23 protein-coding genes are annotated in these 24,971 nt (G+C 37.8%); 11 read left to right on the top strand and 12 right to left on the bottom strand.

From position 1 onward, the window contains the following. Positions 1-149 precede the first annotated feature (149 nt). The 8 genes from JNG87_RS07515 to JNG87_RS07550 all read left to right on the top strand — a co-directional run bounded on the left by JNG87_RS07515 (position 150) and on the right by JNG87_RS07550 (position 8,677). The gene (locus JNG87_RS07515; RefSeq protein WP_202842991.1) at positions 150-1,031 is read left to right on the top strand and encodes a cupin-like domain-containing protein; all 882 of its coding nucleotides are present in this window, start codon (positions 150-152) and stop codon (positions 1,029-1,031) included. 112 nt (positions 1,032-1,143) lie between these two features. Further along, entirely contained in the window at positions 1,144-1,857 is a 714-nt protein-coding gene (locus tag JNG87_RS07520) for a hypothetical protein (protein ID WP_202842993.1), read from the top strand. 64 nt (positions 1,858-1,921) lie between these two features. Then, entirely contained in the window at positions 1,922-2,458 is a 537-nt protein-coding gene (locus tag JNG87_RS07525; RefSeq protein ID WP_202842995.1) for a TetR/AcrR family transcriptional regulator, read from the top strand. A 10-nt stretch (positions 2,459-2,468) separates the two neighbouring features. Beyond that, on the top strand, positions 2,469-3,002 hold the full coding sequence (locus JNG87_RS07530) for a Crp/Fnr family transcriptional regulator (protein WP_202842997.1): 534 nt from the start codon (positions 2,469-2,471) through the stop codon (positions 3,000-3,002). 67 nt (positions 3,003-3,069) lie between these two features. Continuing rightward, a complete protein-coding gene (locus JNG87_RS07535; protein WP_202842999.1) occupies positions 3,070-3,453 on the top strand; it encodes a hypothetical protein in 384 nt (127 codons plus the stop codon). Between the two features lie 93 nt (positions 3,454-3,546). Continuing rightward, a complete protein-coding gene (locus JNG87_RS07540) occupies positions 3,547-4,683 on the top strand; it encodes a DUF4236 domain-containing protein (RefSeq protein ID WP_202843001.1) in 1,137 nt (378 codons plus the stop codon). A gap of 141 nt (positions 4,684-4,824) precedes the next feature. Beyond that, positions 4,825-7,635 carry a TonB-dependent receptor gene (locus JNG87_RS07545; protein ID WP_202843002.1) on the top strand — a complete coding sequence of 937 codons (2,811 nt, stop codon included), beginning with the start codon at positions 4,825-4,827 and terminating at the stop codon, positions 7,633-7,635. 7 nt (positions 7,636-7,642) lie between these two features. Then, a complete protein-coding gene (locus JNG87_RS07550) occupies positions 7,643-8,677 on the top strand; it encodes a phytase (protein WP_202843008.1) in 1,035 nt (344 codons plus the stop codon). A gap of 123 nt (positions 8,678-8,800) precedes the next feature. Here JNG87_RS07550 and JNG87_RS07555 read toward each other — a convergent pair whose 3' ends face one another. Next, the gene (locus tag JNG87_RS07555) at positions 8,801-11,050 is read right to left on the bottom strand and encodes an ATP-binding cassette domain-containing protein (protein WP_202843010.1); all 2,250 of its coding nucleotides are present in this window, start codon (positions 11,048-11,050) and stop codon (positions 8,801-8,803) included. 51 nt (positions 11,051-11,101) lie between these two features. Between JNG87_RS07555 and JNG87_RS07560 the strand changes: the two genes are divergently transcribed. Beyond that, positions 11,102-11,524, top strand: coding sequence for a MarR family winged helix-turn-helix transcriptional regulator (locus tag JNG87_RS07560; RefSeq protein ID WP_062670438.1), 423 nt, complete (start codon positions 11,102-11,104; stop codon positions 11,522-11,524). A gap of 9 nt (positions 11,525-11,533) precedes the next feature. Here JNG87_RS07560 and JNG87_RS07565 read toward each other — a convergent pair whose 3' ends face one another. From JNG87_RS07565 to JNG87_RS07605, 9 genes are all read right to left on the bottom strand, one after another. After that, positions 11,534-12,328: a sterol desaturase family protein gene (locus JNG87_RS07565; RefSeq protein WP_238349691.1), complete on the bottom strand. Its 795-nt coding sequence runs from the start codon at positions 12,326-12,328 to the stop codon at positions 11,534-11,536. Positions 12,329-12,336: 8 nt separating this feature from the next. After that, positions 12,337-12,606 carry a hypothetical protein gene (locus JNG87_RS07570; RefSeq protein WP_202843012.1) on the bottom strand — a complete coding sequence of 90 codons (270 nt, stop codon included), beginning with the start codon at positions 12,604-12,606 and terminating at the stop codon, positions 12,337-12,339. A gap of 81 nt (positions 12,607-12,687) precedes the next feature. Continuing rightward, the gene (locus JNG87_RS07575; RefSeq protein ID WP_202843014.1) at positions 12,688-14,028 is read right to left on the bottom strand and encodes a S41 family peptidase; all 1,341 of its coding nucleotides are present in this window, start codon (positions 14,026-14,028) and stop codon (positions 12,688-12,690) included. A 7-nt stretch (positions 14,029-14,035) separates the two neighbouring features. Continuing rightward, positions 14,036-14,779, bottom strand: a complete 744-nt coding sequence (locus tag JNG87_RS07580) for a hypothetical protein (RefSeq protein ID WP_238349692.1) — start codon at positions 14,777-14,779, stop codon at positions 14,036-14,038. 176 nt (positions 14,780-14,955) lie between these two features. Continuing rightward, positions 14,956-15,879 carry a T9SS-dependent choice-of-anchor J family protein gene (locus JNG87_RS07585; protein WP_202843016.1) on the bottom strand — a complete coding sequence of 308 codons (924 nt, stop codon included), beginning with the start codon at positions 15,877-15,879 and terminating at the stop codon, positions 14,956-14,958. Positions 15,880-15,954: 75 nt separating this feature from the next. Continuing rightward, positions 15,955-17,247, bottom strand: coding sequence for a hypothetical protein (locus tag JNG87_RS07590; protein WP_202843018.1), 1,293 nt, complete (start codon positions 17,245-17,247; stop codon positions 15,955-15,957). A gap of 53 nt (positions 17,248-17,300) precedes the next feature. After that, positions 17,301-17,459, bottom strand: coding sequence for a hypothetical protein (locus JNG87_RS07595; RefSeq protein ID WP_202843020.1), 159 nt, complete (start codon positions 17,457-17,459; stop codon positions 17,301-17,303). A 90-nt stretch (positions 17,460-17,549) separates the two neighbouring features. Continuing rightward, complete coding sequence (locus JNG87_RS07600; protein ID WP_202843026.1) at positions 17,550-20,837, bottom strand: TonB-dependent receptor; 3,288 nt, start codon at positions 20,835-20,837, stop codon at positions 17,550-17,552. Positions 20,838-20,884: 47 nt separating this feature from the next. Beyond that, positions 20,885-21,841 (bottom strand): FecR family protein, encoded by a 957-nt coding sequence (locus tag JNG87_RS07605; RefSeq protein ID WP_202843028.1) that lies wholly within the window; start codon positions 21,839-21,841, stop codon positions 20,885-20,887. Between the two features lie 241 nt (positions 21,842-22,082). On the opposite strand from JNG87_RS07605, the gene JNG87_RS07610 reads away from it, so the two are divergent. Beyond that, the gene (locus JNG87_RS07610; RefSeq protein ID WP_202843030.1) at positions 22,083-22,709 is read left to right on the top strand and encodes an RNA polymerase sigma factor; all 627 of its coding nucleotides are present in this window, start codon (positions 22,083-22,085) and stop codon (positions 22,707-22,709) included. Positions 22,710-22,845: 136 nt separating this feature from the next. Here the strand turns inward: JNG87_RS07610 and hxpB are convergent, their stop codons facing one another. Both hxpB and JNG87_RS07620 read right to left on the bottom strand, forming a co-directional pair. Further along, a complete protein-coding gene (hxpB, locus tag JNG87_RS07615; protein WP_202843036.1) occupies positions 22,846-23,493 on the bottom strand; it encodes a hexitol phosphatase HxpB in 648 nt (215 codons plus the stop codon). Between the two features lie 34 nt (positions 23,494-23,527). Then, a complete protein-coding gene (locus JNG87_RS07620; RefSeq protein WP_202843038.1) occupies positions 23,528-24,148 on the bottom strand; it encodes a helix-turn-helix transcriptional regulator in 621 nt (206 codons plus the stop codon). Between the two features lie 195 nt (positions 24,149-24,343). Here JNG87_RS07620 and JNG87_RS07625 point away from each other — a divergent pair, with 195 nt between their 5' ends. After that, positions 24,344-24,970: a superoxide dismutase gene (locus JNG87_RS07625; RefSeq protein ID WP_202843040.1), complete on the top strand. Its 627-nt coding sequence runs from the start codon at positions 24,344-24,346 to the stop codon at positions 24,968-24,970. Position 24,971: the final 1 nt, after the last annotated feature.

Raw genomic sequence — 24,971 nt, forward strand, 5'->3', positions numbered from 1 at the left:
ATAACAGAAACATCCTCATCATAATAACTCCAAAAAAGTAAGGTGTAAATCTGCATTTTACTCTTTATTTATATTAATTCCAAATAATTTTAATTCTTTCCATCTTTTTATCACAAATATTTAATACTTTAGCTTAATAATTTGAACGAATGGGAATAATCCTTAAACCAATTGATATTGTAGATGACATTTCACAGGAAGATTTCCGTGAAAAATATCTAAAGCCATGTAAGCCGGTGGTAATCAGAAATATGGCAAGAAAGTGGCCCGCTTATCAGAAATGGACGATGGATTACATGAAAGAAGTAGTAGGCGATGTTGAAGTTCCCCTTTATGATAGTTCCAAAGCAGATCCTGCCGCTCCTATCAATACTCCGACGACGAAAATGCCTTTTCGTGATTATGTTGACCTTATTCAGAAAGAGCCTACTGATCTGAGAATTTTTTTCTTTGACCCTATAAAATTTGCTCCGAAACTGTTAGACGATTATGTTCCGCCAAAGAATCTTATGGGTGGATTTTTAGATAAATATCCCAGTATGTTTTTCGGAGGCAAAGGGTCTGTGACTTTCCTTCATTACGATATTGATATGCCGCATATTTTCCATACCCATTTCAATGGAAGAAAGCATGTTCTTCTGTTTGAATACAAATGGAAAACACGTCTGTATAAACTTCCTTATGCCACCTATGCACTGGAAGACTATGATATTGCCAATCCTGACTTTGAAAAGTTTCCTGCATTGGATGGTATTGAAGGTATTGAATGTTTTCTGGAACACGGAGATACCTTATTTATGCCAACAGGCTGGTGGCACTGGATGAAATATCTGGACGGATCTTTCTCTATTTCCCTGCGTGCCTGGGATAAAAGCTGGGCGGTAAAAGCACATTCTCTCTGGAATCTTGCTGTTCAGCGTAATTTTGATAACTTTATGAAAGCCCGATACAAAAAAAGGTATATGGACTGGAAAGAAGGAAAAGCAGTAGAAAAAGCTCATATTGCTTTGAAAAAAGGACTGCCAAAATAAAATAAAAGTGGATGATTCTGAACGAATCATCCACTTTTTTTATTCACTTTTGAGGTGTATTGCAAAAAATAATTAAATTGCAAACGTTCCCTAAATACAAAAATACACATACATGTTTGAAAAATTAATCGATAGCTTTGAGAAGCTGTGCCTTCAGATTATTATTGAAATTTTACTGGTTCCTGTAACGATCTTCAAATTGTTTCAGGATCCGCGACGCTGTTATGACCTGTCTGTTCATGAGATGGAAAAAGAAGAGGCTGAACGTTTTCACGACTACCTATCTCCTATCAAACTATCTGTATATACCTCCGTGATTGTCTCTGTAATTTTAATGGATTTTGGTGGTGAGCACAATATTATTTCAAAAATCAAAGGGCTCAGTATGGTAGAAAAAGCGCTCTTTATATTTTTGATGAATAATATTACTGCAGTCATATTCACTGTTGCTTTGTTATGGTACAAAAAAGAAAAAGTGAATACAGTCACCTTCCGGACGTTATTATTTTCTTTTATTTATACAACCGTCTACACCTCTACTCCTTTTTTTATATTAATCACCTCGGCTATGTTTCTGGGACAAACTTTGAATGTAGATGCTTATATACAAAACCTGGACAAGATAAATAATTATGGAACAAGAGAATATTTGTTCTTTCTGGTTTTTCTGGTTTTTATTATCATTGGAATTATCGGGATCTTCAAGCTTTTCAAAGCTTTACACTATATCCTGAAGAATAATTTCAGCTACCATCCTTATATCGTATGGTTTTTCACCGTATTATTCTTCGTTATTCAGCTTTATTATGCCAGAGGTTTTATTTAAAATTAATGCTCTTTTTCAAACATACCGGTCTGTTTATTTTCTACATTTGTAAAAATTTCACATTATGCCTAAACCTCGCGAAAGAATAGTAAGCACTGCTATGGTTCTCTTCCATAGACAAGGTTATAACAATACGGGCATCAATCAAATCATTGAGGAGTCTAAAGTATCCAAGGCAAGCTTTTACCAGCATTTTAAATCTAAAGATGATCTTTGTATAGAATTTCTCAATAAAAGATATGATTACTGGGTGTCCGAACTTGAAAAATTCACATCTGAAGCAGAAACACTGCAGGAAAAATTCCGTAAATCCTTTGATTTTCTGATCCATATGAATGAAAGAGAAGACTTCAGGGGATGCAGCTTTCTGAATATTTTGTCGGAAATTCCTGCAGATAAGGAAGATATCCACAAGGTAATCCGGGATCATAAAATTAAACTGAGAGAATCCTTCAATGAAGATATCCAAAACGATATGATTTCAGCCCATATCTATCTTCTTTTTGAAAGTTCAATACTGACCAGCCAGCTTTACAGATCGAATGAACTGATTGAAAAATCTAAAATAATCGTAGAGGATCTCCTGAACGACTCCCATTAATCCTTCGGCCATGCACATTCCGGATCTTCATTCTTTTTTGAAAGCTGACCTTCATTTATCCACTGAAGTTACTTATCCTGCTAAAACGATCCTGCTTGAAGAAGGAAAAATTTCTGATAAGATGTTCCTGGTAAAAAAAGGAGCATTGAGAGTATTCTTCTATCAGGACGGAAAAGAACTTACCCTGGAATTTATAACAGAAAACCAGGCTGTTTCATCGTTTGACAGCTTCCTGAATAGCAATCCCAGCGATTTTGTTATTGAAACTCTGGAATCAACCACTGTTTATGAATTACACGCTGAAACTTTTCACAGGCTCATGGAAAATGAGGAATTCCAGCACACTTTCCAGCCGCTTTTTTACAAACGTTTCAGTGAAATTAATAAACGGCTGATTTCTTTTATCAGAGATTCACCTCAGGAAAGGTATCAGCAGCTTCTCAAAAACAGACCGGAGCTTCTTCTACGCTTTCCACAGCATTATATTGCCTCTTATCTCGGAATCACAAGTGTTTCATTAAGCAGAATACGCAACCGTAGGTAATTTCTTTACAATTGTTATCGTTCAGTCATGAGTCAGTAAGGTAATTTTGCTTCAAAATAATAAAGTTATGAAGCATTTTATCCGGCAGTTATTCAACGATGTACTAGAAAATCCGGTATTTGACGAATTATTAATTGAGAAATATTTTTCAAAAGAATACATTCAGATTGTTGATCATTCTCAGCTTACTTATGATGAATTTGTTCTTCACATCAGAAAACTGAAAGAAAAAGTGGCTGAACAAAAGCTTGATATCATCAGTCACGCTGAAAATGGGAATATCATATTTACCCACCACATAGCAAAATCCACCCTAAAAGATGGAAGTAAGGTGGTACATAAAGTATTGGCAGAATTTACCATCCGGAACCATCAGATTATACGATGTAATGAATTGACTTTGCTCGTAGAGGGAAATGCTGTTGAGAGGAATTTAGGTTCTGAAAGATAGAGTTTTTAATTGATTATATGCCATTATGGAAAACCGTAAAAAGACTATCGTTTTACTGTTTAATTTTGACATGTAAACAATAAAACAATAATCATGGCTTGGAGCTATAGAAAAAGGATCAAGGTAATTCCCGGAGTACATCTTAATTTTAGTAAAAGAGGTATATCTACTACAATAGGTGTAAAAGGTGCCAGTATTAATTTCAACAAATCCGGTACAACATTAAGTACTTCTATCCTTGGCTTTTCTAGTCGACAAAAATTATCTACTCCTAAGTCAGCATCCAAAAGCAGTTCAAAATCCCAATATCAACCAGTTTCACAGTATCCGGAAAATCCTATCAACAATTTTTATTATGACGAAAATATTTTCAGTGCTGATATTCATGAAATCACAAGTCAGAATATGCAGGGAATTAAAGAATCTATCATTTTAGCTCATCAACAAAAAAAGGAATTAATTACTGATCTTAAAAAAACTTCAAGAACGCTCTTTTTAACAAAGACAAAAAAAATTTTGAGCTTTGTATTTCTTTATGGTTTTGTTAATAAGAATATTCCGCAAAATTCTGATAGAGATATAAAAGCTCAAAAGCAAGCTATTGAACAGATAAAAATGATGATTGAAAAATGTTATGTTAACCTTGAAATTGATTTTGATAATGAAATTAAAAAAAAATTTGAACTGGTGCATGAAGCTTTCAAGAAACTTACAACCTCTCACAAGATATGGGATATTACAAGTTCTCATTACCAAGACAGGGTGGCAATGCGCTCCTCAGCAAGTACAATAGTAAAGAGACGCGAAGTACATTTTGCATTGAAATCAATTCCTTATATCAAGTCAGATTACCAGGCATTATATCTGAAAAATGCAAATGGACCAGACTTTTATATCTATCCAACATTTATTGTTATGTATAACAATGAAAACAATTTTGCAATTATAGGGATTGACGAGCTTAATTTTCATCAAACCTATACGAGATTTACTGAAACATCAACTGTTCCCAGAGACTCCAAAATCATAGGCCAAACCTGGGCAAAAGTTAATAAAAATGGCAGCCGTGATAAAAGATTTAAAAGTAATTATCAAATTCCTGTCGTACGCTATGGAAACATTCGATTTTCCACTCAAACGGGTGTACTTGAAGAATATGAATTAAGCAATTATGAACTAACAGAAGAGTTTGGCAAAACTTTTAGAGAATTTCAAACCCTGTTCAGATAGCATTTTTTAAATTTAATAGATAAAATTTCGGATATCAGGATCTGTATATTAACAATTCTTAAGATATTCTTAATTTTCTCTTCAACGCATTTACCAAACAGGCGTTTAATTTTGCTGTTATTTTTATCTAAAATATTAAAAGTGAAGAAAATTTTTACGTCTGTTTTGTTTTGTGCCTCTATTTTTTTCTATGCACAAAACGGTTCTTTGTCCGGAAATATCAATGATGATTCAAAGATAGCCCTGCCTGGAGCCAAGATCTCACTAAGTCCGGGAAATATATATACCACTTCGGATGAGCACGGAAACTTTGTATTTCTGAATGTTCCTCCGGGAAGTTATACCATGAAAATCGACTACCTGGGTTATGGTGTGCATGAGTATACTGTAACGGTAGAACCTGAAAAAAACACCCGTCAGAATATTATTTTCGACAAGAAAGAGACATCCATTGCAGCCATTGTAGTTTCGGGAGCGACTCTGAAAAATCAGGCAAGAGCCTTGAATAAACAAAGAAATAACGCCAATATTACCAATGTGATTTCTTCTGATCAGATCGGACGTTTTCCGGATGCCAATATCGGAGATGCTTTGAAACGTGTCCCGGGAATTACGATACAAAATGATCAGGGTGAAGCCAGAAATCTTATTATCAGAGGACTTGCTCCCAATCTGAACTCCGTTACGCTGAATGGTGACAGGATTCCGTCTGCTGAAGGAGATAACCGTAATGTACAGATGGATCTGATTCCTTCTGATATGATTTCTACTATAGAAGTTAATAAGACTTTAACTCCGGATATGGATGCCGATGCCATCGGAGGTTCCGTAAACCTGATTACCAGGGCTTCCCCGAACGGACAGAGGATTTCCGCAACCGTTGCCGGAGGATACAATCCCATCCGTGAAAAAGGAAATTACACTGCCGGATTTGTGTACGGAAACCGTTTTCTGGATAAAAAATTAGGCGCGGTATTCAGTTTTTCCTATAACAACAACAATTTTGGTTCGGACAATATAGAACCCGTATGGAGCCAGGCCAATGATCTTGCCCAAACGGTTTATGTAAGCAAAATGGGAGTTCGCTATTATAATGAACACCGTATCAGACATAGTTTTGATCTCAACATGGATTATGAGTTCAATTCCAAAAATAAGATCTATGCTTCTGCGATGTACAACTTCAGGAATGATAAGGAAACCAGATTTGCTTTAGGATATAAAATAAAACCTGTTTATAATGCTGATGAAACTGAGATTACAGACTGGAAAGGAAGTATCACAAGACAAAACAAAGGAGGTGATGCCGATAATGACAATACCCGTCTGGAAAAACAAAAAGTTCAGAACTATGCTTTACGAGGAGAACATTTATTAGGTTCTAAAGTTGACCTCGACTGGGCTGTCAATTACGCCATCGCAAGTGAAGATAAGCCTCATCAGCGTTATATAGAGTTTGAAAACAGCAAAATGAACTTCGCTCCTGACCTTAGCAATCCTGAAAAACCAATGTTCAATCTTCTCGCAGCAGACAATCCGGGAAGCTATAAACTGAGTGATCTTTCGGATGCCAATAACTTTACTCAGGAAAAAGAATTAGGCGCAAAAGTAAATGTACGTTTTCCGTTTTCCGTGATTGATGGTCAGAAAGGAAGACTTCGTACCGGTTTCCGGATGCGTTTGAAGAAAAAGGAAAGAGAGAATGATTTCTACGCTTTTACACCTGTTAACAATATGGGAAGTCTTTTATCGGTGCCAACCATACACCTTAATGGTGAAAACTTCCAGCCGGGAAATTATGTTCCGGGAACATTTGTTGATCCTTCTTTCCTTGGCGGATTGGATTTATTCAATCCAACTTTATTTAACGGTAAGTTGAAACCTGAAAAGTATCTTTCCAGCAATTACAATGCAAAAGAGCAGATTTATGCAGGTTATATCCGCTGGGATCAGGATTTTAATGATAAACTATCGATGATCGTTGGAGCCCGTATTGAAACAACCCAGATTGATTACACCGGAAATTATGTCATGAATGAGAAGGATTTGGTAGGGCAAATCAATAATACCAATACATATACCAATGTCCTTCCGAATATTTCCTTCAAATATGTTCCGGTGCAGGATCTTGTCCTTCGTGCAGCATTTACTACCGCTCTTGCCCGCCCTAACTATTATTCTTTAGTTCCTTACCTGAATGTTATTTCAGAAGATGAAATTGTTGCAGCAGGAAATCCGAATCTGAAGGCAACCTATGCCTACAATTTTGATTTCATGGCAGAGAAATATTTCAAGTCTGTAGGGATTCTTTCCGGAGGTGTTTTCTATAAAAATCTTAACGATTTCATTTATACGTATTCCAAAAGAAATTATACCGCGAACGACTTTGCCAATGATTTTTGGGGACAAACCAACCCAATTCCGGCCGGAGAAAGCAACTGGAAATTTACCCAGCAGCGTAATGGTGACAATGTAGATATTTATGGGTTTGAAGTTGCTTTGCAAAGACAGCTTGATTTCATTCCCGGAGCTTTCTGGAAAGGACTTGGAGTGTATGTCAACTATACTTATACTAAATCCAAAGCAAAAGGAATTACCAATGAAGAAGGCATTGAAAGAACAGATGTAGGGTTTCCGGGATCTGCTCCTCATATGTTCAACGGATCTCTTTCATGGGAAAACAAACGTTTTTCAGCAAGAGTTTCCATGAACTATGCTTCTCATTATATTGATGAGCTTGGTGGCAAGGCATTTGATGACCGTTATTACGACAAACAGTTTTTCCTTGATGCTAATGCTTCCTACAAGATTACGACCCAGCTCAGAGTTTTTGCAGAAGCCAATAATCTGACGAACCAGCCGTTAAGATACTACCAGGGAATCCCAAGCAGAACCGCACAGGCTGAATATTACAGACCAAGGTTTACAATGGGAGTGAAATTTGATTTTTAAAATAAACATGAAAAACCTACATTATATACTGGCTCTTTCAGTTCTTCCTTTTGTGGTCAGCTGTACAGGGCAGAAAGAAGTTATAGAAAAATTAAAACCTACCGTTATTACAGAAACAGTGATTCATGATACAGATGATCCTGCCATATGGATCAATTCTCAGGATCCTTCAAAAAGTATTATCATCGGAACAGATAAAGATACAGATGGAGGTTTGTACGCCTTTGATCTTAACGGAAAAATCATCCATAAAGTATTAGGATTGAAGCGTCCCAACAATGTTGATCTTGAATATGGTTTTATTTTAAATGGAAAGAAAACAGACATCGCTGCCGTAACGGAAAGGGAAACGAACAAAGTAAAATTATATTCGCTTCCTGAACTGAAAGAAGTGGGAGAAATCTCAGTATTTGAAGGAGAAACAGAACGTGGTCCGATGGGAGTTTCCATGTATAAAAATCCGCAGACAGAAGAAATATTTGTCATTGTAGGAAGAAAATCTGGTCCTGCTGACGGCTACCTATGGCAATATAAGCTTACGGAGAAAAATGGCTCTATCACCGGAGAAGTTGTCCGTAAATTCGGAAAATACAGTGGCCTGAAAGAGATTGAAAGCATTGCTGTAGATGACGAAATGGGCTATATCTACTATTCTGATGAGCAGTTTGGAGTTCATAAATACTATGCTGATCCGGAAAAAGGTAATGAGGAATTAGCTGTTTTCGGAAAAGGTGATTTTAAATCTGATGTGGAAGGAATTTCCATCTATCCTACTGATAAAGGGAAAGGTTATATTCTGGTTTCGAATCAGCAGAATGATACCTTTAATGTCTACTTAAGAGAAGACCAATCAAAGGGGAGAATTGCAGAAATTCCGGTTTCTACATTAGAAAGTGATGGTTCTGAAGTGACCCATATTAACTTGGGTCCAAAATTCCCGAAAGGCGTTTTTGTTGCGATGAGCAATGGCAGAGTATTTCATTATTATGACTGGAGAGTGATTGAAAAAGCCATTAAATCAGCGATAAAGGCTGGAAAATAAAAGAATCTTGAACCATTAAGGCTGATAAGGTTTTAGGAGCATTAAGTTGAACTATACTGTCATTGCGAACCATAGGTGAAGCAATCTCATGGTTAAGTTCAACTTAATGCTTTTCTTTTGTTTTTATTGGATATGTTTTCTCAAAAACTCTGCAGTGAATGATTTTTTATTTTTCAAAAGATCCACCGGAGTTCCTTCAAACAATACTTCACCTCCAAATTTCCCTGCGCCCGGTCCCATATCAATAATCCAGTCTGCCTGGGAAATAATATCAAGATTGTGTTCGATAACAATCAGCGTATTATTCTGATCTGCAAGACCATTAAAAAACCTAAGAAGCTTTTGAGTATCACTTGGATGCAGTCCTGTGCTCGGTTCATCAAGAATAATGATCTGATTGGTATTTTTCAGTTCTCTTGTCAGCTTCAGGCGCTGTCTCTCGCCTCCGGAAAAGCTGTCCAGTCTTTGTCCCAATGTCAGATAATCAAGTCCTAATTGTATCAGGAGGTCAAAATTTCTGAGCACCAATTCTTCCTTAAAAAAATCAGAGGCCTCAGAAACTGTCATGCTCATGACTTCTGCAATTGTTTTTCCGCTGTAGGTATATTGCAGTACATCAGGATCAAATCCTGAACCTCCGCAAACCTCGCATGGCTGATCAATATCATCCATAAAAGCCAGGTCAATCTTTTCTATTCCCAAACCTTTACAGTTTTTGCAGGCTCCGTCACTGTTTCTGCTGAAGAGTTTATCTGAAACATGGTTAGATTGTGCAAAAAGCTTACGTACAATATCTGATATTCCGAGATAAGTAAGCAAATTGGAGCGGGCACTTGCAGCAAACAAAGATTGATCAATAATAGTTACATCCGGATAGAGTTCCGGGAGAATACGATTTATCAGGGTACTTTTGCCGGATCCTGCAACACCGGTTACGACTGTAATTACTCCTGTCGGAATATTTACCGTCACATTTTTAAGATTATATCTGTTGGCATTTTTAATTTCCAGATAGCCATCAGGTTTTCTGAATTCTTGTTTGATGGAAGGTTTTGTTGCGAAATAAGAACCTGTTTTACCTGCCGATTTTTTTAAATCTTTAAACGCCCCGTCAAAAATCACTTCTCCTCCGTTTCTTCCTGAACCGGGGCCAATATCAATCACCCTGTCCGCCATTTTGATCAGATCCGGATCATGCTCAACGATTAAAACAGAGTTTCCTTTGTCTCTGATCTGCTGAATGATAGTGATGATATTCTGCAGATCCTTCGGATGAAGTCCAATACTGGGTTCATCAAAAATATACAACAGATCTACCAGGCTGTTTCCCAAACTCCTCACCATTTTTATACGCTGAGATTCTCCTCCAGAAAGCGTGTTGGTACTTCTGTCAAGAGTCAGATACTGCAATCCTATCGTAATGATATTCTGTAGCTTTGCGGAAAGCTCTTTGATGACGACTTCATATGCTTTTGAATCCAGTGAGGTAATAAACTCAAGCAGTTCATCCACTGAAAGGGTCATACAATCTGCAATACTTTTACCTTCGATTTTACAGGACAGTATTTTTTCGTTCAGACGTTTTCCCTGGCAAGACGGACAGGTCTTGGTAATCACAATATTCTTCAGAGCATCTTTTCTTGTAATGTTTTCTTTAGAATCTTTTTTTAAAAATGCTTTTTCAATCCTTGGAACAATTCCTTCATATTTTACCGTTTTTCCCCATTCTTTATCAGGATGTTTCGGTTTGTGTTCCTGTGCATACAACAGGGTTTCCCATTCTTTATCGGTGAAATCCTTCAACTTTTTATCATTATCGAAATAACCGGACAAAGTATATCTTGTTAAACGCCATCCTCCAGGCTGAAATGTAGGGAAGCGAATGGCTCCTTCATGTAAGGATTTTTCACGATCAATCAAGGTATTCACATTCAAAGTTTGTACAAATCCTAATCCCTCACATTCAGGACACATTCCCTGCGGGTGATTGAATGAAAATACATTGGAATATCCTACAAACGGCTCTCCCATTCTGGAAAACAAAAGTCTTAAAGAAGCAGACACGTCCGCTGCCGTTCCTACCGTAGATCTGGCATTTCCGCCCAACCGTTTTTGATTGATAATGATTGGAACATTAAGGTTTTCAATTTTATCTACATCCGGAAGGCCATAATGCTGCAGGCGGTTTCTGATAAAGCTGTTCTGGGTCTCATTAATCTGTCTTTGTGCTTCAGCTCCAATCGTTTCAAAGACCAAAGATGATTTTCCGGATCCCGATACTCCCGTAAAAACCACGATCTTGTACTTTGGAATTTTTATGGAAATATTTTTGAGATTATTCTGACGAGCGTTCGTAATTTCTATATTTTCCATGATAAAAATGTTTAACTTTGTTAATATTTAACTAAGTTAAGCATATTTGTAATGAAACTCATTGAAAAAGAATTTTTTAACACATTTACTGATTTCCAATGTCTTATTCTGGCTCACATGAACCGGGGTGACATTAACGGAGTAACTGCTGCTCATTATAATATTATTGAATTTATTATGAGGAAAGGAACAGCAACAGGAAGGGAAATATCACTGGCTTTCAACATTAGCCAGGCAGCCATTTCAAAACAGCTGAAATTTCTGATCGGTCAAGATTTGATTGTCCGGGAACAAGAGAAAGCAGACCACAGGAAATTCAATCTTTCAGTAACGGATAAAGGAAGGTTTATTGTAGATAATTCTGAAACTTTCCGTAAGGCTATCACTCATCAGACGGCTTCCATACTTACCTCTGAAGAATTAAAAAATTTTAATTATCTGCTGGGTAAAGTTTTGAATAATATAAAACTGTAGTACCCATAGTTACTTATACGTCCCGAATAACCTGTCCCAGATCGAAGTATAAAACCCAAAGTTTTTACTTTCATCCAAATGGTGCTGGTTATGAAACCTCGTTGTTCCTACAAAAAAGCGGTCAAAAGACGCCGGAAAAAACTCTCTGTTCAAGTGTCCTATCGTTCCCCAGATGAGATTAAGCAAAAGATATATTGAAATCGAAATCACAGAAAAATCATGGCCTACAAGTAAAACCAGAATCATCAGTCCGAACCCTATGGTTTCCAAAGGATGCAGAACAAAAAGACTTAAAAAGTTGGTACTGATATGTTCATGGTGTTTTCCGTGTAGAACTTTATAGACCAAAGGTAAATGTGCTGCAAAATGAAATAAATACATCAGAAAATCCATTAAGAGGAGTAAAACAGCTACTTCCGCTATTATTCCAATTACTGATTCTGTCTGCCCCGGCACAATCCATCCTTTTTTCCATAAAAAAGCCCCCAAAAGCATAACAAAACTGTTACATCCTATGGTAAGCAGACTAAGATAAAAGTCAGATCGGGTAACAGGATGATTCTTCTCCTGCAACTGACTTTTACGGCAAGTCTTTTCGATAAAAATATACAACCCTATCGAAAACAGATATAGGAAAATATTAACGATCAGACTGAATATCAACCATTGTGGCCAGGAAAACTGCCAGAATACCTGTAAATAACCGGAAAGTTCTGTTGGGTTAAAATTCATAAGTTTTTCATCCTTCAGCTTAATGGTCATAAAGGTATAAATTTCACCGTAAAACCAACCGATAAAGTACATTCCGGGCTTTATTTCTGTCTATCCTTTCTTCTGAGCTCCCTAAGTCTTGACGTGAGCTTTTTTCTCAAATCGTTATGATAGGCACGGTAGTTTTTGATGCTGTTTTCCAAATTTTTCTTGTTAAGCAGATACTCTTCGTACAGATGTCCCAGTTCTGAAATCTGAGTAATAACCTCTGAAGGCTGGCTTTCAGGATCTTCTGCAGCTTCTATCAGCAGACGGTAATATTCAATACGGCTGGTCAGGTTCATGTGAAGTTTTGGTTCTATTCCCTGCATGATTTTATCATTTTAGTTATTTTGTGAATGGGTAAAGGATAAAGATATTTTTTATATTATTTTTTGTTTTTTGAATCCAGCTTATTTCTCCATCATAACCGGAGGCACGTCACTCTGAAATAAAATTTTGATATTTCCATTCTTTTCGTGGTCTGCTGATTTGAAATAACCTCCGTTAAGTGCAGAAGAAATAAGGGTTTCATTGGGATCTCCTAAAGGTAATAATGGCAGTCCGGCAAATTCATTAACATTGCTCTGCGGGGAAATTCCACTACTGTATTCTCCGGCTCCGCTGGCATTAAAGACTTTATAAATCACAGGATGAATCTGCCAGGAAATTTTTCTGGGTTTACGCTTGTCTTCCACTACAAATCCGGCCATATCTTTCCCCAGCGTAGTATCTCCTATCTGAATCACCTGCATATAAGGTTTGAGATTATTCACAACAATTTCAGCAGCTGATGCCGTACTGTTCGATGTGAGAATACATACTTTCTGTAATCCCAGCGCATTCGCACGCAACGTTGCAAAGTCCAGCGCTTTGGGATCATAGGCAATTTGCTGGGAAAATGTTCTTTTTACTTCACCTCCATTTTTATTTCCTTTAAAAATGATGAACGGCGAGGCGGATGATAGTCCTGAAGGAATCAGTGAACAAAGTGCAGCAGCAGATGACACCGAGCCTCCATAGTTATAACGGAGATCGAGAATCAGCTCCTGTACTCCTGCCATTTTGAATTCTCCAAACTTTTGATACAACGTCTGCGTCATTCCGTCAGGGAAATCATAGATGTACAGATAACCTACTTTTTTACCATTTTTCTCAAAAATTTTCGATAAAACCGGCTGCTCAAAAGAAAAACCATAATAAACGGTAATACTTTTTTCATCAGTTACCGATCCGTTTTGCCACTTTCCAACGGTAAGTTCTACAACGGTCTGATCTTTAATGGATGAAGCCATTGCTTCGGCATTTGCTGCTGTCATTGCTTTTCCATTCACTTTGGTAATGATCATTCCCCTTTCCAGCCCTGCATTGAAAGCCGGGGAATTTTGGAGCACCAGCTTCACTACAGTAACCACTTCATTATTAGCAAGCTGAACAATGGTATAATCAAAACCGTACATATTCCTTATCGAACGTGGATAAGAAGAAGAATCTTCCGTATTCACCATAAAAGAAAACCGATCTTTGGGAGACAGCAGACTTTTGAAAAAATCTTTTACAGGAAGCTGATAATCCGGTTTTGCAGGCATCTCATCTGCCCAGTAATAATACCGTTTCATACTGTCCTGAACCCATAGATTCACAAATTCTGTACTTCCCTCCGGAAAAACGGGTGCGCTTTCGTCATTATTATTGGTACACGAAATAAGAAAGACTGCGGCCGCAATACATTGAAGTTTTAAAAAGCTTTTCATATGCAAATCACAGATACTCTGCTATATCGATATCTCCTTTTACCCCCCATTCTCCATTTTCCATTTTTTCCTGAAGTACAATCATATTAGCGCCCGTATGTTGTTTTAATTTTACCTGAATCATTTTAGATCCCGCATAAGGCTCCGTTGTTCCCGGCTTGTATAATTCAAGATATATGGGAGCTGTTGAGCTGAAAAAACTATAGATTTTCACTGCCGTAAAGTTGTCTTTTCCAATATTATCAAACTCGGCAAGCACCACTCCGTTTTCTCTTTTCAAAATACCTTTTACCTCTTTCAGAGAGGTTCCGGAAAATTCACCCAGGTTGGGAAAAATAAACTCAAAACCTACTTTCCCCAGATTCACCTGGGGTTTTACGGCATAGGTCTGCAGATAGATTCCGGGAAGATTAAAAAAGTAGAGGTTTTTATAATCATTTATATTGTCATAGGTAATATTGTATTTTGCAATTTCAGCGCCTGTTTCATGATTATAGACAGACAATTTATTAGTTTCTTCCTGATCCAGAACAAACTGAAGCTGGGTTTCAATTTTATTGGTGTAAGATGCTTTTCCATCAATAGATACAGGTTGCCCGTTCAACCTCAACTGAAGGACATCAGGTTTGGAAAATCCTTTGATATTTACCTCTCCGGGTTTCTGCACTTTATCATACAGCTCCATCGTATTGCTGTCTGTACATGAAAAAAGTGCAGTGAAAAACAGTAGTAATGCGAAGATTTTATTCATCTTTCTTCAATTATTTCTTGTAAAACTTAAAAATATTGCCCGGCCCGTGGGCCGGGCAATATATAATTATAAAAAAACTAGTTGGATATGTTCCGGATAGCTTTTTCAAAGACTCTCCGTTATTTATTTAAAATTTCATGGTGTTCCTAAAATCAGATTCCAAGGGGATAGAATGATTATTTTTTAATAAACTTCAGCCTTTCCGTAGTCTTTCCATCTGTAATTTCTGCGATATACGCTCCTGATGTAAGCCCTTCTGTGTTGATCGCTTTAGAATACTGAGTGGTAAGAACTTTCTGTCCTGCTGCGCTGTAAATGTTAACTACGGTTGTATTTTCTTTCAACGCCGGATTAAGCTGCAGCTGTAAAGATTCTCTTACCGGATTTTCTGCTATTTGTGTTACAATTTTGTTTCTTTTTACATCCTTAGTTCCCAAAAATGAAGTAGCATAAATTCCGATTTCATCAATATTGATGTTCTGGACATTATTTCCGCTTGTTTTTCTGTTTGACCACATTCCGATATAGATCTTTTTTCCCGCAAAAGCAGAAAGATCTACAAGAGATTCTACAAACTGGGTAAGATCTGCCGGAAAAGGATTGGCTGAGTCACCTACCTGTATTTTATACATACTCTGAACATCATTTCCGTTTGCATCTACAGTCATCGCCTGGAAGTCCGATAATGTAGGAACCTCTTTCTGCGGTGTGCTTACATAGATAAAAAGTTCTCTGGCAACAATCGTGTGAGTAGATCTCTGTCTCCCGATATAGGCGGCCAACGTAATGCTTCCTGCAGTATTGGTAAGGTCAATCTGAGGAGAAATAATCCAGTCATTTTCTGTGGTAAATCCGTTAGCATTTCCATTTGGAACCAAATTGATAGAATGGCGTAGAACACCTGCAGTTCCATAGGCCAAGGTAGTTCCGTTGTGATAGATGTTTTCTCCCTGTACCCATCCGTTTCCATTGCTATTAAGGTCATGAAAAGTCCAGCCCTGAAGATCGGCAGGAGTATCAAACGAATTTCCCCATACCAGAGACTGTGCTGCAGCCAGGTGGGATAAAAACAGAACAGATGATAAAATTATTTTTTTCATAATGCTGATGATTAATGTTTTTGAAGTAAAAGCAAGGAAGCAGCATAAGCTGTTCCCTGCTTTTTAAAGTTTTTATTATTCTACAATAGAGAAATTGTATTTTGTCCAAAGTCCCTGGAAGTTTCCACAGTTTCTTGGAGATACATTCCAACCACCTTCGTTGAAGAAAGGCTGGCTCATACCCCATAGAGATGCAGGAGTACCAGTTAACAGATTAGCTGCAGGGATTCCTGCTGTACCTGTACCTGTAACTGAAGTAGTAAATCCGTGAACCTGGATGGTGCTGTATGCTGAAGCTGAAGAAAGTTCAGAACCTGTACCTTCTACTTTGATTCCAACAGGATATCCTGTAACGACAGCGTTATTTAATGTTAATCTTCCGTGTCTTCTGATGTGGATACCGTTTTCATATAAAGCACCTTTAGTAGAGTTCTTAGAACCAACGATAGTAAGGTTGTTGATCACCGGATGAGTCAACAATGTTGTAGAAGAACCTTCTGCGTTGTTATCAAGCTCGATACCGTTAGAATCCGGGCTTGATCCGCTAAGACTGTGTGTAGAGTTGTAATCTGCCAAAGCTAATGCACAAGTGATTGTTCCTGTATATCCGTTATCGAAGTCGAAGTTATCATCATCTGCAGCAAAAGAAACAAGGTTTGAAGCGTTTACAGTACCTCCGAAGAATTCAAAAGAGTCATCTTTCCCGAAAGAAACCTGAATATGATCCAAAGTAGTTCCGTTTCCTACTCCTCCTAACGTAAGACCGTTGATTTCGTTACCTGAATTCGGAGCTAAAAGATCATATCCTGCAAACTCGATACGAACATATTTTAATGTTCCTCCGTTATGGGAAGCATTGGTACCTCCGTAATAGAAATCAGGACCGGATAATCCTTCAATTGTTTTTGTGAATGGAGTGTTTGTAGGCGCATCACCTAATATAACAACACCTCCGAAGTCACCAGGAGCAGCAGTTGTATCTTCGTTTCCGTCTAACAATTTGTAGCTGGTGAAAATAATAGGCTGAGCCTCTGTACCCGCTGCATTGATTTTTCCTGTTTTAGCAATTACCAAAACTCCGGTAGCTGTATTGTTTGCGCTTGGCTTGGCTTTAATGAATGTACCCGGCTGGATTGTTAATGTAGCCCCATTTTTTACTGTTACAATTCCATCTAATTCAACTACTCCACTCCATGTAGTATTTGAAGTAATAGCACCACTTACGGTAGTTACCGGAAGAGCAGAAGCTGTAAGGTACTCAGCAGAAGTAGATTTCATTTCGAATGGAGAAGATGAATCTGCCAGTTGATCATTTTGACAAGCTGTAAGAGATAATGCTGCCACTGCAATTAGAGTTAGTCTTTTCATTGTTATAATTTTTAATAAATCCGGCTGTATTATTTTTATACCAGATCAGTTTTTTATTCAGGAATATCTTCCTCTCTATTCCTTCGATTTGTTTTTTGGTGTTCATCCCATCGCTGCAGGAGGAACTGCATTGCGGGCGTTCCCATGAGAATCGTTAATGCCTGGGAAAAGCTGTTAACGTCCGGTTTTTTCAGAACTGTACTGCTGTGCACATCATCAGTATTCTTCAGTTTTTGATCAGGTTCCCGAAACCTGTACGCTTCTATATTTAAGATATCTTTCTGTATCGCTGGTATACTTCTTTAAAAAGTATAATTCACACTCAGGCTGAACATTCTTCCACTGTATGCCCTGAACATGATCTTGTCAATATTTTTATCATATCTGTCTGTTGCTCCCGGAAGCAGATCCCAGGCTTCTCTTTCTGTCCCTACATTACTTCCTCCTCCATCTTTTGCAGCCAGATAAGAATTGAAATTGTTATAATATTCTTTTACCCTGTTAAAAATGTTTCTTACATTTAATTTTACTTCCAGATTTCTGTTACGAAGTAATTTATAAGAGATCTGAGCGTCTGCCACTGCATAAGGCCGCTGGATTTCTTCTCCTTTGTACGCATATCCTACTGTGATGTACTGGTCTCCTTTTGCGTTATACAAAAAACTCATCCCTAAACGGTTTCCATCATAGATCAGTCCAAGATTGTAAGCATAAGGAGTCTGTCCGTAAAGCGGGCGTTTCACTTCATAGGTTTCATCATTATCACCTGTTTTGTACAGATCTTTAAAAGCAACTACTTTGGTATGGTTATACGTAAAATTTCCGCTTATGAAAAGCTTTTCCAGAAAAGTTACGTCAGCAATAAAGCCTAAACTTTTTCTTACCTCAGCCTCTACTCCTATCAGTTTTGCATTTTTTGAATTTCCATTATACAGGAAAAGATTTCCCTCGCTGGAAATATGGCCTTCACGTTCGATAGGTCTGTCTATATTTTTATAATACAATCCTGCCGAAAATATTTCTCCCAATCCTGGAAACCATTCAAATTTGAAATCATAATTATTAATGACAGAAGAAGTCATTTCCGTATTGTAAATCAAACCGTTGGCCACCGGATCGAAATAAGGAAGTCCTGTTCTTTCATTGAACTGAGGGCGGATAACAGATCTGTTGTAAGCAAGCCTTAGATTAATTTTATTGGTAGGACTGTAGGTAAAGTTCGCTGAGGGCATCCATTGCCACGGTTTATCTTCAACGGCTGCTCTTTCCACATTCTTTGTATCATTTGGATCTAATTGTTGTGAGATAAGATCATATTTAAAGTACTCTGCACGAAGGCCCCAGACTAACCTTAATTTCTTCCAACGGTTATCAAACATGACAAAAACCGCATGTTGATTAACCTCTCCTTCATACTTGTCATTTTTATACAATGCTTTGGTTTCCCAGCCAATACCACCCGGAACATAATGGGAGCCATTAAACCAGTCAGCAAGTGAACCATACATCGTCAAATAGTTCTTCTCGCTGTTCGGAACGTCACGGTTTTCGTCAACACGAAGAAAAAACTTCTGTTGCTGGTTGGTATTGTTTTTTATAGCACCGGCATATCCTGTTTTAATGGTATTTTTAAAGCTTCCTGCATCCATATCCCACTTAACAGACGCACCGTAATTGTAATCTGTTTCTTTGTTTTCTATATATCCTCTGTAAAAATCGGCTCCGGAATTATAGATCTTATGAAATGTGAGAATTTCATTTCCGATAAAGTCGTACCTGGTAATATACTGTGTGTAGTCTTTAGTATCAGAAGCTACTCCTGTACGGGCCGCAAACCAACTGATCTCTGTATTTCCTATTTTATGGCTTCCTTCCAGTTTATTTTGTAAAAGGGTCTGAAAAATCGGGTAATTGGTATTATCGGTATAAGGCCTGTCTAAGTTTTTGATCTGAGCCGGATCATTATTGGGGATGACACCGTTATAAAAATAATTATAAGCTAATTCTGCATTGGATGCCATTCCACTACCCGTTGAGTATTCGTTCCAGCCTGTTACTCTTGTGAGCGTATTATCAAAAATATGGGTATATGAATTACGGAATGAGATTCTGTTTTTCCCAAGTTGCAATCCAAAATTAAGCATTCCTGCCAGTGTCGAATTGTAATTATAGGAGGCCCCACTGTTTTTGAAATTATAGAATGGAATCTCTCCGTTTGCATCAGGCATTCCAGTAGTATCCAGCCAGTTTCCTCTTCCCGTATGGTCAATATCCAGTTTATTCTGTTCATTTCTGATGACAAATGCTCCGGCAAATCCCCATTTATTATTGTTTTTAAGAGCATATGTCCTTCCTAATGCCAGCTGTATATTAGATCCCATATCACCTCTGGTTGTATAGGTGCTGAAATTGTCATTGGTAAACTGCCTGGACTGTTCAAAAAACCTTGGATCTGTCCAGTTCATCGGCTCCAGTCCTTTGGGAAAATCTCTTGTTCCGTCATCATATCCGAAATAATCGTACTTTCCTCGCTTGCGGGTCAGAAATTCTTTGAAGGCCGACTGATCGTTATATGAAGTTCCTAATGTAACGGTTGTAAAGTTTTCATTGGGAATATCCTTGGTTCTCACTTCTACGTAACCTCCTGCAAAGCTGGCATTCATATCAGGAGTGGCAGATTTGCTTACCACCACACTTTCTACCATTGCCGTAGGAATAATGTCAAATGAAAAGTTCTGATTATACGCTTCCGTGCTTGGCAGGTTAATTCCGTCCATGGCCGCGGTGTTCCAACGTTCTCCCATGGATCTTACCACTACATATTTATTATCAATGGTAGTAATTCCTGTTACCCTTTTCAAAGTTCCTCCTACATCGCTATCCGGTGTTTTGGAAATCTGTTCCGCTGAAATACCATCACTCATCTGGGCTGCTTTCTTCTGCTGGGCAAGAAGTCCCGCCTGAGTATCTGCTTTACGGGCTGCCGTAATCACAACTTCTTTGATATCTGTAATTTTATCAGAAGCTTTGTTTAAAGCAAATGAAACAGAACTGGTTTCGTTATTGATAACAGACAATTTTTCAACTCTCAGCGTATTATATTTAGGAGCTTTTATGGTCAGATTATAAGTTCCGGAAGGAAGATCTATGGTAAAATCTCCGTTATTGTCTGTTACCACAGTTTTCTGAGCAATATTAACTTCTGCTCCGGTAACGGGATTTCCCACCTCATCCACTATTTTACCGGAAATACGTCCCTTTCCCGGTACGGAAATATTTGAACTTTCATATTTTATCGAAATAAGATCACCATGCAGTCGGTATATAACGGGAAGCCCATTGGTAATGTCCTTCAGACAGTTGTTGACAGAAGTATTTTCACATTTCACTCCTTTTACCTTCAGCTCTTTAATGTCTACCTTGGAATATGCCAGTCTCATTCCCGTTTTTCCGGCAAATTCTTCCAAAACTTCAATCAACGGCCTGTTGGCAGGTACAGAAAATGTTACTTTCTGAACCAGCTCCTGAGCTTCTGCGGCTACAGTAAAAAATAAGGCTGCTATGGTAATCCCACATTTCAAACTTTTCATACTTAATAGTGTTCTCTTGATTATGATTATTTATTTTTTATAATGATTTATTTCTTAAGGATATAGGTATTTTCTTTTTTCTGTACTTCCAGTCCCAGGATGAAAGCCAGTGATTCAATATTTTCTCCGACCGTTCCTCCCGTAAAATCAGCAGTAATTTTTTTATCTTCAGCTTCCTTAGGATATTGAACCTTTGTATGATAATTGCTTTCCAGGACCGTCACTACTTCCTTTAAAGGAACATCGTTAAAACTCAGAGACAATATTGACGTAATTCTGCCTGCTGAATTTTTTACAGGTTTCAGGGAAATAACTGCTGTAGTATGAGCAACTCCGAAGTTGGTCCACTTCTGATTAGGCTTAAGGAAAGAAACCGGAACCCCGGGAGTGGATACAGCCACCTTTCCTTCGTAAAGAGCAACCGCTTTTTTCTCACCTGACTGTGAAATCTTAAATACCGTTCCCAATACTTTGGTACTAAAACCATCCGCACGAACGATGAATGGATGTTTTTTAGATTTTGCCACAGAGAATATTGCATCGCCTTTTAAATCCACGACTCTGGTGGACGCAGGAAAAGATTTCTCTACAGTCAGTACAGCGCCTGGTAAAAGAGTAACCACAGATCCGTCTTCAAGACGAACAATACTATTTCCGGATTTTGCAAGATAAACATCTGGCTTAATGAATAAGGAGTAGGTAAAAACTCCGCCCAATGTTAAAAGCAGAATAATAACCGCCGCAATTTTATAAAGATGTGTTCTAAAGCTTTTTGTTGACGGGATAGATACAATATCTTTTTGAGAAAAGTAATTTTCCAGTCCGGACAATACCCTTTCTCTGGATTCTTTAAGATGAACAATGTCCAGATCTTTTTCTGCAAGATTTTTCCACTGTTTTAAAAGTTCATTTTCTTTTTCGGAAATTGAGTCTTCCGAAACTTCCCGTTCCCAAAGTCTGAAAACAAAGGCTTCAATATTTTTATATGGTAAAAGTTTTTTCATAGGGGTCTTTCATGTATTCACAGATACTTCTATCTATAAGACAGTGAAAATGAAAAACTTCCCTGGGGCATTCTTAATGTTATATTCACATTAGAACCAAATTGTTAATAATTTTCGTCATATTTCACATTTACTCAACATTAACGTTCAATTTTCGGCCTGTTTTTCAGAAATATTTAATCTTATCACACCCAAAGTTCACAAAAAGTTAATTTTCCTTTAGGTAATTTTGTATCACAATATGAGCCCAACAGACTATATATTATTAAAGAAAATAAAATCAGGCGACCGCCCTGCATTTATGCTGCTGTATGACCGGTATTGGGATAGTCTGTATCGCTTTGTTTATGTACGGACACGGGATAAGGAAGTTTCTGAAGAAATCCTCCAGAACCTGTGGATGAAGATTCTTGAGAATACGGATGCCATACAAACCGATGATACAGAAAGTGCCAAAGGCTACCTTCTCCGTCATCTTCATTACCGGATTATTGATTTTTATAACAGCTACAAAAAAGCGCCTCCTACGCTGAGTATTGATGAGTTTGATATTGCGAATGAAATAGAAATTGCAGATTCCGAGTATTTCGAAATCCTTGAAGAAAATGAGATCAGTGCTTTATTGACTATGATTGATGAAGTAGTTTCCCAGCTTCCCTCAACGGAACAGCAGGTATACAATATGAGAATCAGGAAAAATATGTCTGTGAATGAAACAGCAGAAGCGCTGGGGCTCAGCAATAAAACAGTAAGTAATAAGCTAAGCAAAGCTTTGGGAGAAATCCGTGAACAGCTTAGTCCGGAGTATAAGTCGTCTAAAAAGCTGGTTTCTATTTTGTTGTTGATGGAGGTGTTGACGAAGTATTGATTTTGGGGTTCGGGATGCGAGATGCGAGGAAATGTCAATGGTCAATTTGCTGCGCAGTCAATAGTCCATTTTGTAACATCATTTAACATTCACAGCGGAGCGGATTCACTATTCACTATTCACTATTCACTATTCACTATTCAACAAATAACGGCAGAAAAACTGTATTAAAATTCAGGATTTTAAAATCGGCAAGGTTTGAATCTATATTTTCGTCATTATTGGTGAAAATTATAGTCTGCATTCCGGCTTCTTTTGCCGCTTTTAATCCTGACTGGCTGTCTTCAATAGCTATACAGTCTTCCGGAGAAACTCCCAAATTTTTTGCAGAAGTAAGATATACGGCAGGATGAGGTTTTCCCTGATTTTCAAACTCTGATGAGTGAATGGTATCAAACAGGTCATGAATCTGAAGCTTTTCAAGCACCGCATGTGCTACACGTAAAGGAGCATTGGTAGCCAGCCCTATTTTGTAGTCCTTGTTCTTAAGATTTTTAATAAACTTCTCTACACCAGACATAGTACAGTTTTCGGTCTGTATCATTTCGATTACTCTTGTAACCACTTTATTTTCCAGATCAGAGGCATCAAAATTTTCCCAGGGAAATCTTTTATACCAGAATTCGGTTACTTCCTGAGTCGTCATATATCTGGTTTGTGCCGCAAGATCATCCGTAACCTGCACTCCATAAGATGAAAATACATCCAGTTCTGCCTGGGTCCAGAATTTTTCTGAGTCTACCAGAACACCGTCCATATCAAATATTACTGCTTTTAAAGCCATTTTGAATGATAAATTATAAGCGATGAATGATTAATTATTGGCTGATTTTATACACACAACGCTGCCCTCCGGAAATAATATGATCTATTCTTTCCACTGTATACTCCTTTCCTATCAGGGATTGGAAATTGGATAGCTCTGCACGGCAGAAACCCTGGCATTCTGTTGCTGCAGCGCATATCGGACAATGATTTTCAATCAGATAATAGTCTTCCCCTTCTTTTTTCCATTCCGCCATATAGCCTTCATCACTACGTACTTTTGAAAGAGATTCGAGGCGCTGTTCCAGTGATTCTGCCTTTGAAAGTACTTTTTCATAACGCTCATGGGTATTTTTCTCCCGGTCGCTGATTAATAAATCCAATGCATTTTCACCCAAAAGATTTTTCACGGATTTCAAAATCTGAACTGTAACATCTGCATGGGTATCCGGAAATTGAGCCAGTCCTTTCTCTGTAAGAGTATAGTATGTAGATGGACGCCCAACCCCTTCGCTCTTCACCGAAGACCGGATCAATCCTTCCTGAGCAAGATTCAGTAAATGCTTTCTTGCCCCTTCTTTGGTGATCGACAATTCTTCAGCAATAAGAAGTGATGTAGCCTCACCTCTCATCTTTAAAAACATCAGAATACGATCCGCAGACGGCTTCTTCATTTGACAATATTTAGGTTGTTTTATTTTTCAACAACAAATATAGTCATTTTCTATAACCATATAAAATCAATGATAAAATAAAGATTTACAACATTTTACTTATATTCATCAGAAAATAAATAAAACAACCATAAAGTTGTTTTATTTAAATATATTTCTACCTTTGTGAGACATTAATCAAAAAAAATAAATACAATGACTCCATTTACATTACCACAGTTACCTTATGCTTACGATGCTTTGGCGCCTTTTATAGATAAAGAAACGATGACCATTCACCATCAGAAACATCATCAGGCTTATGTAGATAATCTGAATGCAGCACTGGCACAAACCAATGAAACCAATCCTGACCTTGATTCATTACTGCAAAGAATAAGTGAATACAGTCCTGCTGTCAGAAATAATGGTGGCGGCCACTATAACCATTCTTTATTCTGGGAAATTATTTCTCCACAACCCAAGCTGAATCCTGAAGGCATGCTTCATGACGATATCACAGCCACTTTCGGAAGCCTCGACAATCTAAAAGCAGAAATGAAGAAGACAGGTTTGTCGCAATTTGGTTCAGGATGGGTATGGCTTTTTGTAAAATTCAACGGCTCACTGGCCATCAGTTCTACTCCTAATCAGGATAATCCGATGATGGATATTCTCTCCACCAACAGAGGTTTTCCGATTCTTGGAATAGATGTCTGGGAACATGCCTATTATCTGAATTATCAAAATAAACGCGCAGATTATTTGGATGCTTTCTGGTCTGTACTGGATTGGTCTGCTGTTGAAAGAAAATATGAAGAAGCTTTGTCAAAAGTAAGATAAA

Origin of the sequence: Chryseobacterium cucumeris (assembly GCF_016775705.1) — a bacterium.
Taxonomy (GTDB): domain Bacteria; phylum Bacteroidota; class Bacteroidia; order Flavobacteriales; family Weeksellaceae; genus Chryseobacterium; species Chryseobacterium cupriresistens.

What these genes read in the sequence shown, in the direction of transcription:
- JNG87_RS07515 (WP_202842991.1), top strand. Translation starts at nt 150, where the DNA reads ATGGGAATAATCCTTAAACCAATTGATATTGTAGATGACATTTCACAG.
- JNG87_RS07520 (WP_202842993.1), top strand. Translation starts at nt 1,144, where the DNA reads ATGTTTGAAAAATTAATCGATAGCTTTGAGAAGCTGTGCCTTCAGATT.
- JNG87_RS07525 (WP_202842995.1), top strand. Translation starts at nt 1,922, where the DNA reads ATGCCTAAACCTCGCGAAAGAATAGTAAGCACTGCTATGGTTCTCTTC.
- JNG87_RS07530 (WP_202842997.1), top strand. Translation starts at nt 2,469, where the DNA reads ATGCACATTCCGGATCTTCATTCTTTTTTGAAAGCTGACCTTCATTTA.
- JNG87_RS07535 (WP_202842999.1), top strand. Translation starts at nt 3,070, where the DNA reads ATGAAGCATTTTATCCGGCAGTTATTCAACGATGTACTAGAAAATCCG.
- JNG87_RS07540 (WP_202843001.1), top strand. Translation starts at nt 3,547, where the DNA reads ATGGCTTGGAGCTATAGAAAAAGGATCAAGGTAATTCCCGGAGTACAT.
- JNG87_RS07550 (WP_202843008.1), top strand. Translation starts at nt 7,643, where the DNA reads ATGAAAAACCTACATTATATACTGGCTCTTTCAGTTCTTCCTTTTGTG.
- JNG87_RS07555 (WP_202843010.1), bottom strand. Translation starts at nt 11,050, where the DNA reads ATGGAAAATATAGAAATTACGAACGCTCGTCAGAATAATCTCAAAAAT.
- JNG87_RS07560 (WP_062670438.1), top strand. Translation starts at nt 11,102, where the DNA reads ATGAAACTCATTGAAAAAGAATTTTTTAACACATTTACTGATTTCCAA.
- JNG87_RS07565 (WP_238349691.1), bottom strand. Translation starts at nt 12,328, where the DNA reads ATGTACTTTATCGGTTGGTTTTACGGTGAAATTTATACCTTTATGACC.
- JNG87_RS07570 (WP_202843012.1), bottom strand. Translation starts at nt 12,606, where the DNA reads ATGCAGGGAATAGAACCAAAACTTCACATGAACCTGACCAGCCGTATT.
- JNG87_RS07575 (WP_202843014.1), bottom strand. Translation starts at nt 14,028, where the DNA reads ATGAAAAGCTTTTTAAAACTTCAATGTATTGCGGCCGCAGTCTTTCTT.
- JNG87_RS07580 (WP_238349692.1), bottom strand. Translation starts at nt 14,779, where the DNA reads ATGAATAAAATCTTCGCATTACTACTGTTTTTCACTGCACTTTTTTCA.
- JNG87_RS07585 (WP_202843016.1), bottom strand. Translation starts at nt 15,879, where the DNA reads ATGAAAAAAATAATTTTATCATCTGTTCTGTTTTTATCCCACCTGGCT.
- JNG87_RS07590 (WP_202843018.1), bottom strand. Translation starts at nt 17,247, where the DNA reads ATGAAAAGACTAACTCTAATTGCAGTGGCAGCATTATCTCTTACAGCT.
- JNG87_RS07600 (WP_202843026.1), bottom strand. Translation starts at nt 20,837, where the DNA reads ATGAAAAGTTTGAAATGTGGGATTACCATAGCAGCCTTATTTTTTACT.
- JNG87_RS07605 (WP_202843028.1), bottom strand. Translation starts at nt 21,841, where the DNA reads ATGAAAAAACTTTTACCATATAAAAATATTGAAGCCTTTGTTTTCAGA.
- JNG87_RS07610 (WP_202843030.1), top strand. Translation starts at nt 22,083, where the DNA reads ATGAGCCCAACAGACTATATATTATTAAAGAAAATAAAATCAGGCGAC.
- hxpB (WP_202843036.1), bottom strand. Translation starts at nt 23,493, where the DNA reads ATGGCTTTAAAAGCAGTAATATTTGATATGGACGGTGTTCTGGTAGAC.
- JNG87_RS07620 (WP_202843038.1), bottom strand. Translation starts at nt 24,148, where the DNA reads ATGAAGAAGCCGTCTGCGGATCGTATTCTGATGTTTTTAAAGATGAGA.
- JNG87_RS07625 (WP_202843040.1), top strand. Translation starts at nt 24,344, where the DNA reads ATGACTCCATTTACATTACCACAGTTACCTTATGCTTACGATGCTTTG.